Raw genomic sequence first — 14,222 nt, 5'->3', positions numbered from 1 at the left:
AGGCTCTCGGGGGGTCTCCCGCCCGCGTTCACCCCCGGTCGCGGTCCAGCGCGGAGCGGAGCTCGGCGTGGGCCGCGGCCCTCGGCTGCGCCGCCGCGGCGTCGAAGACCGCCCGGTGCGGTTCTCCGGTGGACGCCAGGCGGTCCCGGGTCCGGCGCACGTCCGGATCGCCTTCGTCGAGGGCGCCGCGCAGCGCGACGGCCAGCCCGAGCAGCCGCGCCGTCCCGGCCGGGTCGCCGGCGTGCCACCGCCAGCGCGCCGCGCACTCCGCGACGGCCGCCGCCTCCGGCATGCTCCGGATGCCGACACCGCCGTCGAGGGCCTTCGCGAGCAGCGCCGGAACCTCGTCGAGGCGATCCCGGTCGAGCAGGGCCCCGGCGCGTTGCCGCAGCAGCGCGGGACGCAGCAGCGCACCTTCGTGCTCGTCCACCACGGCGCGCTCCGCCTCGTCCAGGTACCGCTCGGCCGCGTCCGGACCGCCTTCCTGCCGCGCGCATTCGGCGAGACCGGTCAACGCCCACACCGCGAACCACGGCCTGCCGGGCGCCGCGATCTCCCCGGCCCGTTCCAGTTCGGCGCGAGCGCGCGCGAGGTCGCCGGCCCGCACCCGCTCGATCCCGATGCGCACCATGATCGTGACCAGGTCCGCCTCGGAGCGCAGCTGCCGGATCGTCTCCAGCGCCTCCACCATCAGGTCGATCGCGCCCGCGTGATCACCGCGCATCGAGCGGAGGCCGGCGAGGCTGCTGATGCTCTGCGCCCGCCCCCACCGGTCGCCGATCCGGCGGAACGCGTCCGCCGCGGTGCGCAGGTCCTCTTCGGCGGTCCGCGGGTCGCCGCCGTGCTCGGCGCTGACGGCTCGCTCGAACACGGCCGCGGCCCGCACCCACGGGTCGGGGTGCGCCGCGGCGAGCTCGATGACGCGCCGCACCTCGGCAGGTTCGCCGAGGAACAGCCACGCCCCCGCCTCCAGCAGCGCGGAAAGCCGGTAGCGGTGCATCGCCCCGCTCGCCGCGGCCGCGCGGGCAGCGGACCGGACCTGCTCGGCCCAGCCCTCGCCGCTGCCCGCCAGCGCTCGTCCGAGCCGCACGACCGCCCTGGCCTGCGGTGCGGCCGGGCCGGGGAGCTCGGCGACGGCCGTGAACCGGGCGATCACCTCCTCGTTCCACGCGGACACCGACCAGTACCAGGACAGCGCGGCGACCAGCCGCAGCCCGCGGTCGGCGTCGCCCGCGTCGACGGCCCGGTGCAGCGCGGCCAGCAGGTTGTCGTGGTCGGCGTCGAGCCGGTCCATCAGGTCGAGCTGCTCGGCCCCGTACAGGCCCGGTTCGGCTTCTTCGGCGACGGCGAGGAAGTGCGCGAGGTGCGCGTCGCGGGCCCGGTCGGCCTCGCCGTCGTCGAGGCAGCGCTGCCAGCAGTAGGCGCGGACCGTCTCCAGCATCCGGTAGCGGCCGTGCTCGACCACGGTCACCAGGGACTTCTCCACCAGCGAGGACAGCAGGTAGAACACGTCGGCGGCGGGCAGTTCCGCATCGGCGCACACCGCGGTCACCGCGTCGGCGCGGACCGCGCCGGTGCACACCGACATCCGGGCCGCGAGCCGCCGCTCCCGCTCGTCGAGCAAGTCCCAGCTCCAGTCGACGACGGCCCGCAGCGTGCGGTGCCGCGGCATCGCCGCCCGGTTCCCGCCGGTGAGCAGCCGGAACCGGTCGTCGAGCCGGTCCGCGATCTGCCGCAGCGGCATCGATCGCAGCCGGGCGGCGGCGAGTTCGATGGCCAGCGGGATGCCGTCCAGCCGCAGGCACACCTCGACGACGTCGGGCGCGGTGTCCGCGGTGAGCGCGAAGCCGGGGCTCGCGGCGGCGGCGCGGTCGGCGAACAGCCGCACGGCGGCCGACGCGGCCGGGTCGGTCCCGTCGGCGGGCAGCGCCAGCGGGCCGACGGGCAGCAGCTCCTCCCCGGGCAGGGCGAGCGGTTCGCGGCTGGTGGCGAGCACCCGCAGGTCGGGGCGGCGGCCGAGGAGCTCGTGCGCGAGCCCGGCGGCCGCGTCGATGACGTGCTCGCAGTTGTCGAGGACGAGCAGCGCGGGTTCGGCGCCGAGCGCGTCGGCGAGCCGGGCGGCGCCGGGCGCCTGCGGTGCCTCCAGCAGCCGGGTCTCGCGGATGCCGAGCGCGGCGAGCACGGCGGCGGTGAGGTCGCCGCCGTCGCGCACCGGCGCCAGCTCCGCGAACCACACCCGGCGGCCGGTGGTCTCGGCGGCGATCTCGGTGGCCAGCCGGGTCTTGCCCGCGCCGCCCGGGCCGAACAGGGTGACCAGCCGGGAGCGGTCGAGGGCCGCGCCGACCTGCGCGATCTCGTCCTCCCGGCCGACGAAGCTGCTCAGCCGGGCCGGGATGCCCGGGTGCGCCGCGGGCGTCGGCGGTTCGGGTTCGTCGTGCAGCAGCTCGGTGCGCAGCGCGGCCAGCCGCGCCGACGGGTCGGTGCCGAGCTCCTCGGCGAGCCGGGCGCGGTGCGCCTCGTAGGCGGCGAGCGCGTCGGCGCGGCGACCGGCGGCGTGCAGGGCGCGCAGCCGCAGCGCGGTGAGCCGTTCCCGCAACGGGTGCCGAGTGCAGAGCCCGTCCAGTTCGGCGATCACGTCCGCGTGCCCGCCGAGCAGCAGCTCGGCGTCGATCCGGTCCTCCACCGCGCCCAGCCGGGCTTCGTCGAGCCGCGCGACGTGGGGTGCCGCGAACGCGGTGTCGGCGAAGTCCACCAGCGGCTCACCGCGCCACAGGGCGAGCGCCTCCCGCAACGCCGCGGCGGCGCCTGCGGCATCCCCGCCGCGGAGCCGGTCCCGGCCTGCCGCCGCGAGCCGGTCGAACCGGTGCACGTCGACGTCCGCCGGTTCGAAGGCGTACCCCGCGGGCGTGGAGCTCAGCCGCAGGTCGCCGCTGCTGCGGCGGGCGCGGGAGACCAGCGATTGCAGCGCGTTCAGCGCCCCGGCCGGTTGCGCGGCGCCCCACAGGTCGGCGATGAGCGTGTCGGCGGGCACCGGGCGTCCCGCGTCGAGCGCGAGCCGTGCGAGCAGGGCGCGGACGCGCCTGCCGCCGACCTCGACGGGTTCCCCACCGGTCGCGTGCAGCCGGAACGGCCCCAGCATCGCCACTCGCACCCGTCCAGCTTGGCAGCAGGCGGGGCGGCGCAGGTGTGCACCGGTCCTGTGGACAACTCGGTGGATGGTTCGAGCTGCCCACAGCTGATCCACAACCCGGAACAGCCTTGCTGAGCTGCGAGGACACCGCGACGACCGGGCCGCGCGCGCTGCCTCGAACCGCGCCCAGCGCTGCGTTTTCGCAGTTCACGGCCGATTTCGCCGCCACGCCGCGATCGGGGGACGCCGATCGTCGGAGCCCACCGGCCCCGCGAACCCCTCCTCCGCGCACCCGTCCCCGAGTTGTCCACAGGTTCCATCCACAGGGGGCGGAGTTGTCCACAGCCCCGCTCCCCCACTGCCGCTGACGTGCGAGGGGGATCACACCGGACCACCCCCGGCGCACTGGGATCATGAAATAACGGACATACCGCATGACCGTGCCCGGCTCCCCCGTCGGCACGCCCGCGATCCCGTGTCCCGGCAGTCCGGCGGCCACGACCCGCCGACCGCCACCGAGACCCCAGCCGACTTCCCCCAGCCGACCTCCGGAGCCTCGATGCACTCGACCGCACTCGCTGCCGCAGCCGCCGAGCCGACCGGGTTCACCGGTTGGGTCGTCAGCGTGATGGAGACCCTGGGCGGCCCCGGCGCCGGCCTGATCATCGCGTTGGAGAACGTGTTCCCGCCGATCCCCAGCGAGCTGATCCTGCCGCTGGCCGGGTTCGCCGCCAGCCAGGGCGACATGAACATCGTCTCGGCGGTGCTGTGGACGACGATCGGCTCGATCGTCGGCGCCCTCGTCCTGTACTGGCTGGGCGCCTCGCTCGGGCGGGACCGGATGCGGCGGATCGCCGGACGGCTGCCGCTGGTGAAGGTCGCCGACGTCGACCGCACCGAGGCCTGGTTCGCGAAGCACGGGGTGAAGGCCGTGTTCCTCGGCCGGATGATCCCGCTGTTCCGCAGCTTCGTCTCGCTGCCCGCCGGGGTGGAGAAGATGCCGCTGCCGACGTTCGTGCTGTTCACGGCCTTGGGAAGCCTGATCTGGAACACGCTGTTCGTGGTGGCCGGCTACCTGCTCGGCGAGAACTGGTACCTGGTCGAGGAGTACGCGGGGATCGTCTCCAAGGTCGTCGTCGGCGCGGTCGTGGTGGCCCTCGTCCACTTCGTCGTCGCCCGCCTCCGCCGCGACCGCCGCGAGCGGGACCTGGCCGACGAGATCACCGAGGAACTCCCCCGCCTCGACCCCGGCGAGGCCCCCACCCAGCGGCTCCCGCGCATCCGCTGACCCGGGTGAATGGCCCATCCACCCGGTCCCGCCGGTCGAATGGGCCACTCACCTGAACCGGATCGGGTCAGCGCGCGGCGGGCGGGTCAGCGAGCGGCGGGCGGGTCAGCGCGCGCCGGGCAGCTCGGCGAGGAACCGGCGCCAGGCGGAGTGACCGACGCCGAGCCGACCACCCTCGGGGTCCTTCGAATCACGCACGAACACTCCACGGGCGGTGAAGCGAACCTCGACGCACGCATTGCTGGACCCGGAGCTTCGGGTGCTCTTGAACCAGCCGGTGTCGTAACCCATCACGGCACTCCCTCCGTCTTGATCAGCAGTAGACGACGGGACTCCCCGATTTCAAGAGCGGGTCAGCGAGCGGCGGACGGGTCAGCGCGCGCCGGGCAGCTCGGCGAGGAACCGGCGCCAGGCCACGTGGCTCACCCCGAGCCGACCACCCGCCCGATCCTTCGAATCCCGCACCCACACCCCGCGATCCGTCAGGCGGACCTCCACGCACATGTTGCTGGTCCCAGAGCTGCGCGTGCTCGTCAACCAGCCGGTGTCGTAGCCCATCGGTGCCAGCCCCTCATCTTCTCGGACAGGAGCTCGGCAGACTCCTCCGGAGACGCCGCCAGCTCTCGGAGCCGCTCCATCGCCCGGAACATCGGTGTCGGGTCCTCTTCATGATCGTAGTAGGTGGCGGGCGCGTGACTACCCTTGAACGCGATCCTCGGCGCCGATGCACCGAAATCCAACGTGATCAATCCTTCGCCCAGCACCGGGTTGTTCGGCACACCGCGCGGAACGACCTGCACGGTGACGTCGGATCGTTCGCCGAGCCGCAGCAGGTGGTCGAGCTGACCGCACAGCACCGACGGGCTGCCGACGACCTGGTCGAGAGAAAAGGGCGGAACGAACTCGTCCTCAGCTGCACCCGCCGCGGCTTCGACATCCTCGCCGCGGCCGTCCGCACCGCCGACGGCATCCTCGCCGCGACCGACGCCGAGTCCCCGGACATCGATGACGACGACGGGTGAACGGACGGTTCGCCCAGCAGGCCGGACGAACCCGTCCGGCCGCCCGAACCCGCCGCGACCGGGGCCGAACGCGAAGCGGCCCCCGCACCGGTGTGGTGCGAGGGCCGCGTTCGGGATCAGGAATCCGGGATCACTCCTCGGAGTTGTCCTCCCGCGAGGACTCCTCCGCGGAACCGCCCGAGGACGCCAGGTCCACCGGCGGCGAGTCCGGGACGGTGGACGGCTTCTGCTCACCGCGGAAGGTGAACACCGCCTCGTCGTCCTTGCCCTCGCCGTCCCAGTTGTCGACGTCCACGATGACGATCTGGCCGGCTTCGATCTCGCCGAACAGGATCTTCTCGGACAGCCGGTCCTCGATGTCGCGCTGGATGGTGCGGCGCAGCGGCCGGGCACCCAGCACCGGGTCGAAGCCGCGCTTGGCGAGCAGCCGCTTCGCCTTCGTCGTCAGCTCCAAGGACATGTCCTTGCCGCGCAGCGCCTTCTCCACCCGGCCCGCGAGGAGGTCGACCATCTCGATGATCTCGTTCTCGGTGAGCTGGTGGAAGACGATGACGTCGTCGATCCGGTTGAGGAACTCCGGACGGAAGTGCTTCTTCATCTCCTCGTGGACCTTGGACTTCATCCGCTCGTAGTTCGAGTCGGCGGAGTTGCCCGCGGAGAACCCGAGGCCCACGGCCTTCGAGATGTCCTGCGTCCCGAGGTTCGAGGTGAAGATCAGCACCGTGTTCTTGAAGTCCACCGTGCGGCCCTGGCCGTCGGTCAGGCGGCCGTCCTCCAACACCTGCAGCAGCGTGTTGTAGATCTCCTGGTGGGCCTTCTCGATCTCGTCGAACAGCACCACGGAGAACGGCTTGCGGCGGACCTTCTCGGTGAGCTGGCCGCCCTCTTCGTAGCCGACGTACCCCGGAGGGGCACCGAACAGCCGCGAAGCGGTGTAGCGGTCGTGGAACTCACCCATGTCGATCTGCACGAGCGCGTCGTCGTCGCCGAACAGGAACTCGGCCAGCGCCTTCGACAGCTCCGTCTTACCGACACCGGACGGACCGGCGAAGATGAACGAGCCCGAGGGGCGCTTCGGGTCCTTCAGCCCGGCACGGGTGCGGCGGATCGCCTGGGACACGGCCTTGACCGCGTCGTCCTGGCCGATGATCCGCTTGTGCAGCTCGTCCTCCATGCGGAGCAGCCGGGTGGTCTCCTCCTCGGTGAGCTTGAAGACGGGGATGCCGGTCCAGTTGGCCAGCACCTCGGCGATCTGCTCGTCGTCGACCTCCGCGACGACGTCCAGGTCACCGGCCTTCCACTGGGTCTCCCGCTCCTCCTTCTGCCCGAGGAGGGTCTTCTCCTCGTCGCGGAGGCGCGCGGCGCGCTCGAAGTCCTGGCCGTCGATGGCCGACTCCTTGTCCCGGCGCACGTCGGCGATCTTCTCGTCGAACTCGCGCAGGTCCGGCGGAGCGGTCATCCGGCGGATGCGCATCCGGGCCCCGGCCTCGTCGATCAGGTCGATCGCCTTGTCCGGCAGGTAGCGGTCGTTGATGTACCGGTCCGCCAGCGTCGAGGCCGCGACCAGCGCGCCGTCGGTGATGGACACCCGGTGGTGCGCCTCGTACCGGTCGCGCAGGCCCTTGAGGATCTCGATGGTGTGTTCCAGCGAGGGCTCGCCGACCTGGATCGGCTGGAAGCGGCGCTCCAGGGCCGGGTCCTTCTCGACGTACTTGCGGTACTCCTCAAGCGTGGTCGCACCGATGGTCTGCAGCTCACCGCGGGCCAGCATCGGCTTGAGGATGCTCGCGGCGTCTATGGCACCTTCGGCCGCTCCCGCTCCGACGAGGGTGTGGATCTCGTCGATGAACAGGATGATGTCGCCGCGGGTCTTGATCTCCTTGAGCACCTTCTTCAGGCGCTCTTCGAAGTCACCGCGGTAGCGGGAACCGGCGACCAGCGAGCCCAGGTCCAGCGTGTAGAGCTGCTTGTCCTTCAGCGTCTCGGGCACCTCGCCCTTGACGACCTTCTGCGCCAGGCCCTCGACGACGGCGGTCTTGCCGACGCCGGCCTCGCCGATGAGCACCGGGTTGTTCTTGGTGCGCCGCGAGAGCACCTGCATGATGCGCTCGATCTCCTTGTCCCGGCCGATGACCGGGTCGAGCTTCGATTCGCGGGCGCTCTGCGTCAGGTTCCGGCCGAACTGGTCCAGGACCAGCGACGACGACGGGGTGCCCTCGCCGCGGCCACCGGCCTCGGCGGGCTCCTTGCCCTGGTACCCGGACAGCAGCTGCAGCACCTGCTGGCGCACCCGGTTGAGGTCCGCGCCGAGCTTGACGAGCACCTGGGCGGCGACGCCCTCGCCCTCGCGGATCAGCCCGAGCAGGATGTGCTCGGTCCCGATGTAGTTGTGGCCGAGCTGCAACGCCTCCCGCAGCGACAGCTCCAGCACCTTCTTGGCCCGTGGGGTGAACGGGATGTGACCGCTCGGGGCCTGCTGGCCTTGGCCGATGATCTCCTCGACCTGCTGCCGCACGCCTTCCAGGGCGATCCCCAGCGACTCCAGCGCCTTAGCGGCGACACCCTCACCCTCGTGGATCAAGCCCAGGAGGATGTGCTCGGTGCCGATGTAGTTGTGGTTGAGCATCCGGGCCTCTTCTTGGGCCAGGACGACCACCCGCCTCGCGCGGTCGGTGAACCTCTCGAACATTCGCACTCCCTGACTGCTGCGCCGGCGGTGTTGTACCGGGACACGGCTCCTGCTCGCCGATGCCCGCGAAGGGTTCAGCACTCTGGGGTCCACTGTAGTAGCCGCACCCCGGCGGAGTCCGGACCCGCTGGCAGCCCGCCGCACCCGTTCGCCGCCTTGCCTGTCGTCCAACGAGCTGCCGACCTGCGACATTCCGCTCTGACCCGAACGAGGGCCGATGTCCGCTGAGCGCGAACAAGGCCCGGCGCAGCGGCACACGCCCACTCGTTCAGGTGGCCACGGTCGATCTAATCTCGCACGGAGGACGCCGCTCTGCCACCGATCGGTACCACCATCGGAGTATCCGTCACCGGATCGGGAATGACCCGGGCGTTCAGGCTGAAGACGTCCGCCAGCAGTTCCTCGGTGAGCACCTCGCCGGGCGCGCCCTGCGCCACGATCGCGCCGTCGCGCATCGCCACCAGCCGGTCCGCGTAGCGGGCCGCCAGGTTCAGGTCGTGCAGCACCATCACCACGGTGCGGCCGCTCTCGTCGTGCAACCGGCCGACCAGGTCCAGCACCTCCACCTGGTGCGCCAGGTCCAGGTACGTCGTCGGCTCGTCCAGCAGCAGCAGGTCGGTGCCCTGCGCCAGCGCCATCGACAGCCAGGCGCGCTGGCGCTGACCGCCGGAGAGCTCGTCCACCGCGCGCTCGGCGAGGTCGCCGATGCCGGTGAGCTCCAGCGCCTCGGCCACCGCCTGCTCGTCGTCCGAGGACCACTGCCGGTACCAGGCCTGGTGCGGGTGCCTGCCGCGCGCGACCAGGTCCGCCACCGTGAGCCCCTCCGGGGCCTGCGGCGACTGCGGCAGCAGGCCGAGCACCCGCGCGACCTCCTTCGTGGGCATCTTGTGGATCTGCTTGCCGTCCAGCAGCACCTGGCCCTGCTGCGGCGCCAGCAACCGGGCCAACGCCCGCAGCACCGTCGACTTGCCGCAGCCGTTCGGGCCGATCACGGCCGTGATGGTGCCGTCCGGCACGTCGATGTCGAGGCCGTCCACGACGACGCGGTCGCCGTAGGCCAGCCGCAACCGCTCGCCCCGGAGCCGCTGCCGCTGCCCGGCACCGGCCGCTTCCTGGCTGGGTGTGGACACGGGTGAGGTCATGCGCGGTCCTCCCGGTACCGACGGATGAGCAAGTAGATCAGGTACGGCGCGCCCAAGATCGCGGTGACGATGCCCACCGGCATCTCCGCCGCGCCGAACGCCGTCCTGGACAGCAGGTCGGCCGCCACCACCAGGGCGCCGCCGTACACCAGCGAGGCCACCAGCGGTGGTCGCGCCGACCGGGACAGCCGCAGCGCGATCTGCGGCGCGGCCAGCGCCACGAACTGCACCGGGCCCGCCGCCGCGGTCGCGATGGAGGCCAGCACCACGGCGGCGAGCAGCAGCAGGCCGCGCGCGAGGTCCATCCGCACCCCGAGCCCGCGCACCGTGTCGTCGTCGAACTGCAGGGCGCCGAGCGCGTGCGCGCCCAGCAGGGTCAGCGGCAGCAGCACGGCCAGCGCGATCGCCGTCGGCACCACGTGGTCCCAGCCGCGGGCGTTGAGGCTGCCCGTCAGCCACACCATCGCCCGCCCGGCGTCGTTCACGTCGCCCACCGTGAGCAGCCAGTAGATGGCGTTCCCGGCCAGCGCGGTGACGCCCACGCCGACCAGCACGATCCGGTACGAGTCCACGCCGCCGCGGTACGCCAGCCCGTAGATCGCGAGCCCGGCCACCAGCCCCCCGGCGAGCGCGATCATCGGCAGCCCCACCGCCTCGGCGAGCCCGCCCAGCGCACCCGCGGTGCCGCCGAACACGATCACCGCGACCGCGGCCGCCCCGGCACCGGAGGTGATGCCGAGCATGTCCGGGCTGGCCAGCGGGTTGCGCGCCACCGCCTGGGTGATCGCGCCGGACAGGCCGAGCGCCGCGCCCACCAGCACCGCGGTCAGCGCCCGCGGCATCCGCAGCCCGAACACCACGTAGTGGTCGGCGTAGTCGCCGCCGCCGAACAGCGTGACCAGCACCTGCCCGGGGCTCAGCTGGTACTCGCCGAGCCCGATGTCCAGCAGCACGCAGCCCAGCAGCAGCACCAGCCCGGCGAGCAGCACCAGCAGCGGCCGCGGCCGCAGCACCCCGGAGGCCGGCCCCACCCGCAGCGGACGGCGCCCGGTCACCCGGCGTTCGGGGGCGTCCAGAACCTGAGTCACAGCCGCACCAGCTTCCTGCGCCGCACCAACGCGATGAAGAACGGGGCGCCGACCATCGCCAGCATCACCCCGACCTGGACTTCGGCGGGCCGCGCGACGAGGCGACCCGCGATGTCGGCGAGCAGCACCAGCGAGGACCCCATCAGCGCCGCGAACGGCAGCAGCCAGCGGTGGTCGGCGCCGGTGAAGAACCGCGCGATGTGCGGCACCACCAGGCCCACGAAGCTGATCGGCCCGCACACCGCGGCGGAGGCGCCCACCAGCACCGCGATCGCCAGCACGCCGAGCCTGCGGGTCACCGCGACCCGGTGCCCGAGGCCGCGGGCCACGTCGTCGCCCAGCGACAGCGCGTTCAGCCCGGTCGCGTTCGCCAGCCCCAGCACGAGCCCGGCGACCAGGAACGGCAGCACCTGCCAGATGACGGCCGGGTCGGTGACCGCGATCGAACCGACCTTCCAGAACCGGTAGGTGTCCAGGCTCTGCTGGTCGCTGAGCACCAGCGCCGAGGTGAGCGCCTGCAGCAGCGCGCTGATCGCCATGCCCGCGAGCGCCAGCGTCACCGGAGTGGCGCCCGCGCGGCCCATCGAACCGATCGCGAACACCGCCAGCGCGCCCAGCAGGGCGCCGCCGAAGCCGAACCAGATGTAGCCGAACAGGCTGCTGATGCCGAACGCGTACACCGCCAGGACCACGGCGAGCGCCGCGCCCTGGGTGATGCCGAGGATGCCGGGGTCGGCGATGGGGTTGCGGGTGTGGCCCTGCATCAGCGCACCCGCGAGCCCGAGCGCGGCGCCGACGAGCACGCCGACGACGGTGCGCGGCAGCCGCAGCTCCCAGATGATCAGCGCGTTCTCCGAGCCCGCGGGCGCGACGAGTTCGGTCCACACCTCGCCGAGCGGGATGGACTTGGCGCCGACGGCGATGCTCAGCGCGCAGCTGACCACGAGCACGCCGAGCAGCACGCCCAGGCCGAGCAGCCTGCGTCTGCGGCGCGCGCCGAGCCGGGCGGCCGGTGCTTCCGGCGCCTCGCGCTCGGTGCCGGGTGGGCTCCCGACGGTTCCGCTGCGGCTCAAGGTCCCACTCCCACGTCGTCCGGTTCCGCCACTCGGCCAAGTTAGGTTAGGCCGTCCTAAGGCTAGCCGACGGGTCCGGGCGGGCGGACGGTTTCTCCCACGCCCGCTGCCGCACTCCGCGTCACGCCGCGATCACTCGCGCGGGACCAGCAGGACCGGAACCGGCCAACCGGAACCTCCCGTGGGGAAACCGATTTCCCGGGTTCCGCATCGATTCGGGTACTCGATCTCCAAGGGTTTTCCCTCGCCTGCGCGGATCGGCCGAGTCCGGCCCCGGCAATCTTGCGGCGGACGCGGGCTCGCGAAGGATGAAATCCCGGCGATAGCGCCGAACGGATCACGCTCGTGAATCCGGTTCACGAACACCGGCACCGCCGATTTCACCGCGTGGACGGCGGGATACCCCGGACGGCGGGCGGACGTTCGCGGAATCCGCGCGGAACGACCGCACCCGGACGCGGAAGGACGGAAAAACGGCGGCCGAACGTGCGGAACATCATCCCCGCCCGCCGCGGGCACCGGCGCGCACAAACGATCGGGGCCACCGGCCAGAACGATCCGGCTCGACAAACCGGACACCACGACAAACGGGCCGCGACCGCCTTCGGCGGTGAGATTCCGATCCAGGAACGATCCGCCCGCGGCCGCGGCGGCTCATCAGCATTCCTGCCGCGAACGAACATCGGATCGGCTGCGGCCACCGGGAAGAATCCGGATCCGGCATCCGGTGGAGGCGTTCGAACCCGGATCGGATGCGGCAGATCAGGTGACGGGGAACCTGCTGACCGGTTCCGCGACCGCGCCGGGGCGCGGCGCCACCGGAGTTCCGGCGGCGCGGCGCGGCGGAACGGCCGCCGCGAACGCGCAGGGGGCGCCGGGAATCCCCGGCGCCCCCGTCCGCGTCCGCACGGCTTCAGTTCGCCTTGTGGTACTGGTCCACGATGTCCGCCGGGATCCGGCCGCGGTCCGAGACCTTGAGGCCGCGCTTGCGGGCCCATTCCCGGATGGCCTGGTTCTGCTCCCGGTCCGCGCTGGTGGAACCGCCCGCGGCACGGCCGGCCGCAGCGGGGCGCGGGCCGGGCTTCTTCCGCCCGCCCGCGCGACGTGCGCTGGAGACGTAGCCGGACAGCGCGTCGCGCAGCTCGCTCGCATTGTCGTTGGAAAGGTCGATCTGGTACGAGACGCCGTCCAGCGCGAACTCGACCGTTTCATCGGCCTGGCCGCCGTCGAGATCGTCGACGAGCGTGACCGTAACCTTCTGCGCCATGGTGGCAGTCCTCCCCGGAGCTTTCTGTGAATAACGCCGATGACGGCATGACCACCGCCGAGAGCTCTCCGCCGAGAGCGCCCCGAATCCGCAGCTCGACCCGGGCCATACCGGACTGCCCCAACTGAACCGCCCGGCAGAGCCGCGCAATCCGAACGCCCCACCGGACTCTCCGGCCGACCTTGCAGTGAGCCCTTCGGCTTCCGCCGGTTTCGTCGGCCGGAGCACGGGAGGGCAAGCCGCCCGGGACCGGCCTGATGGAGTTCGACAGGAGTTTTGGACAGCTGACCAAGAATAGCCGTCATCGAAGCCTTCACCGAACATTGTCACGGTCAGGTTAGCGCAGCCACTCCACAAACGCACTCACCCCGCCGAGGAAAAACCCCGGTGTCCCCCGGATCGGGTCATTCCGGGCCTCCACCGGAAGCGGATCGAGCGACCGATACCGCTTCCGCCGCACTACATCAACGATGTCGCCAGGCCATTCCCGCACTTCGCGTCCGCGTCATTCCGCACTCATCGGCAAGCAGAAAGTGCGCACTCACCGGGCGGGACCTCGGCCGCCGCGCACTCCTCGCGCTGCGCATCGCGCCCTTCCGGCAAGTGGCCAAGAAGTATCGGACCGACCGGCAGTAGTCGTGAGCGGTTAACGACCGTCCGCATCCGGAATCGGCTTTCCGCCGCGGACCGCCCGCAGCGGGAAAAGAACACCCGGATCAGCGGAAGTTGCGGTCGTAGACCAGCCGCAGGCCCAGCAACGTCAGGTCCGGCACGTGGTCGGTGATCGTCTGCGATTCGGCGACCACCAGCGGCGCCAGCCCGCCCGTGGCCAGCACCGCCGCGGTCCCGCCGTGGGTCGATTCCAGTTCGGCCACGATCCGCCGCACCAGGCCGTCCACCTGGCCGGCGAAACCGAACAGGATGCCGGATTGCAGGCATTCCACCGTGTTCTTGCCGATCACCGACCGCGGCCGGGTCAGCTCGACCTTGCGCAACTGCGCGGCCCGCGAGGCGAGCGCGTCCAGCGAGATCTCCACGCCCGGCGCGAACGCCCCGCCGAGGAACTCGCCCTTCGACGAGATGACGTCGACGTTCGTGGACGTGCCGAAATCGACCACCACGCAGTTCGTCGCGTGCAGGTGGTGCGCGGCGAGGGTGTTGATCACCCGGTCCGCGCCGACCTCCTTCGGGTTGTCGACCAGCAGCGGGACCCCGGTGCGCACGCCCGGCTCCACCACGATCCGCGGCACCCCGTCCCAGTAGCGGTCGAGCATCACCCGCAGCTCGCGCAGCAGCGCGGGAACGGTGGACAGCGCGGAGATGCCGGTGATCCGCTCGGCGTGCTCACCGAGGAGACCGCGCACGGTCAGCGCCATCTCGTCGGCCGTCATCCGCGGCTCGGTGCGCATCCGCCAGTCCCGCACCAGGCCGCCGCGGGGTTCCTCGGACCCGGTGTCGTACAGGCCGAGGGTGATGTTGGTGTTACCGACGTCCAGCGCGAGCAGCACCGGCGTACCTCCCGG

At 72.1% G+C, this 14,222-nt stretch carries 12 protein-coding genes; 2 read left to right on the top strand and 10 right to left on the bottom strand.

All coding sequences use genetic code 11. The features are described from left to right. Window positions 1-28: 28 nt before the first annotated feature. The gene (locus ABZ805_RS05885; protein WP_358434961.1) at window positions 29-3,151 is read right to left on the bottom strand and encodes a BTAD domain-containing putative transcriptional regulator; all 3,123 of its coding nucleotides are present in this window, start codon (window positions 3,149-3,151) and stop codon (window positions 29-31) included. Window positions 3,152-3,689: 538 nt separating this feature from the next. Between ABZ805_RS05885 and ABZ805_RS05880 the strand changes: the two genes are divergently transcribed. Next, window positions 3,690-4,418 (top strand): DedA family protein, encoded by a 729-nt coding sequence (locus ABZ805_RS05880; RefSeq protein WP_358434959.1) that lies wholly within the window; start codon window positions 3,690-3,692, stop codon window positions 4,416-4,418. Window positions 4,419-4,523: 105 nt separating this feature from the next. Here ABZ805_RS05880 and ABZ805_RS05875 read toward each other — a convergent pair whose 3' ends face one another. From ABZ805_RS05875 to ABZ805_RS05865, 3 genes are all read right to left on the bottom strand, one after another. Next, window positions 4,524-4,709, bottom strand: a complete 186-nt coding sequence (locus ABZ805_RS05875; RefSeq protein WP_358434957.1) for a DUF397 domain-containing protein — start codon at window positions 4,707-4,709, stop codon at window positions 4,524-4,526. 81 nt (window positions 4,710-4,790) lie between these two features. Then, on the bottom strand, window positions 4,791-4,976 hold the full coding sequence (locus tag ABZ805_RS05870; RefSeq protein ID WP_358434955.1) for a DUF397 domain-containing protein: 186 nt from the start codon (window positions 4,974-4,976) through the stop codon (window positions 4,791-4,793). Continuing rightward, the gene (locus tag ABZ805_RS05865; protein ID WP_358434953.1) at window positions 4,952-5,275 is read right to left on the bottom strand and encodes a Scr1 family TA system antitoxin-like transcriptional regulator; all 324 of its coding nucleotides are present in this window, start codon (window positions 5,273-5,275) and stop codon (window positions 4,952-4,954) included. Before ABZ805_RS05865 ends, ABZ805_RS05870 begins: the two co-directional genes overlap by 25 nt. Here ABZ805_RS05865 and ABZ805_RS05860 point away from each other — a divergent pair. Further along, entirely contained in the window at window positions 5,252-5,440 is a 189-nt protein-coding gene (locus ABZ805_RS05860; protein WP_358434951.1) for a hypothetical protein, read from the top strand. The two genes, ABZ805_RS05865 and ABZ805_RS05860, sit on opposite strands and share 24 nt — an antisense overlap. Before the next feature lie 130 nt (window positions 5,441-5,570). Here ABZ805_RS05860 and ABZ805_RS05855 read toward each other — a convergent pair whose 3' ends face one another. The 6 genes from ABZ805_RS05855 to ABZ805_RS05830 form a co-directional block, all read right to left on the bottom strand. After that, on the bottom strand, window positions 5,571-8,129 hold the full coding sequence (locus ABZ805_RS05855) for an ATP-dependent Clp protease ATP-binding subunit (protein ID WP_358434949.1): 2,559 nt from the start codon (window positions 8,127-8,129) through the stop codon (window positions 5,571-5,573). 287 nt (window positions 8,130-8,416) lie between these two features. Then, window positions 8,417-9,271 carry an ABC transporter ATP-binding protein gene (locus ABZ805_RS05850; RefSeq protein ID WP_358434947.1) on the bottom strand — a complete coding sequence of 285 codons (855 nt, stop codon included), beginning with the start codon at window positions 9,269-9,271 and terminating at the stop codon, window positions 8,417-8,419. Next, window positions 9,268-10,359, bottom strand: a complete 1,092-nt coding sequence (locus ABZ805_RS05845; protein WP_358434945.1) for an iron chelate uptake ABC transporter family permease subunit — start codon at window positions 10,357-10,359, stop codon at window positions 9,268-9,270. Before ABZ805_RS05845 ends, ABZ805_RS05850 begins: the two co-directional genes overlap by 4 nt. Next, the gene (locus ABZ805_RS05840) at window positions 10,356-11,336 is read right to left on the bottom strand and encodes an iron ABC transporter permease (protein ID WP_358435094.1); all 981 of its coding nucleotides are present in this window, start codon (window positions 11,334-11,336) and stop codon (window positions 10,356-10,358) included. The genes ABZ805_RS05845 and ABZ805_RS05840 overlap by 4 nt, the downstream gene beginning before the upstream one ends. A 1,009-nt stretch (window positions 11,337-12,345) precedes the next feature. Continuing rightward, window positions 12,346-12,699, bottom strand: a complete 354-nt coding sequence (locus tag ABZ805_RS05835) for an Lsr2 family protein (protein WP_184483511.1) — start codon at window positions 12,697-12,699, stop codon at window positions 12,346-12,348. A 716-nt stretch (window positions 12,700-13,415) separates the two neighbouring features. Beyond that, window positions 13,416-14,207 carry a type III pantothenate kinase gene (locus ABZ805_RS05830; protein ID WP_358434942.1) on the bottom strand — a complete coding sequence of 264 codons (792 nt, stop codon included), beginning with the start codon at window positions 14,205-14,207 and terminating at the stop codon, window positions 13,416-13,418. Window positions 14,208-14,222: the final 15 nt, after the last annotated feature.

This window comes from Saccharopolyspora sp. NPDC047091 (assembly GCF_040643635.1).
Lineage (GTDB): Bacteria > Actinomycetota > Actinomycetes > Mycobacteriales > Pseudonocardiaceae > Saccharopolyspora_C.
Note: the sequence above shows the minus strand (reverse complement) of the source record. Positions and strands in the feature narration are given on the sequence as shown.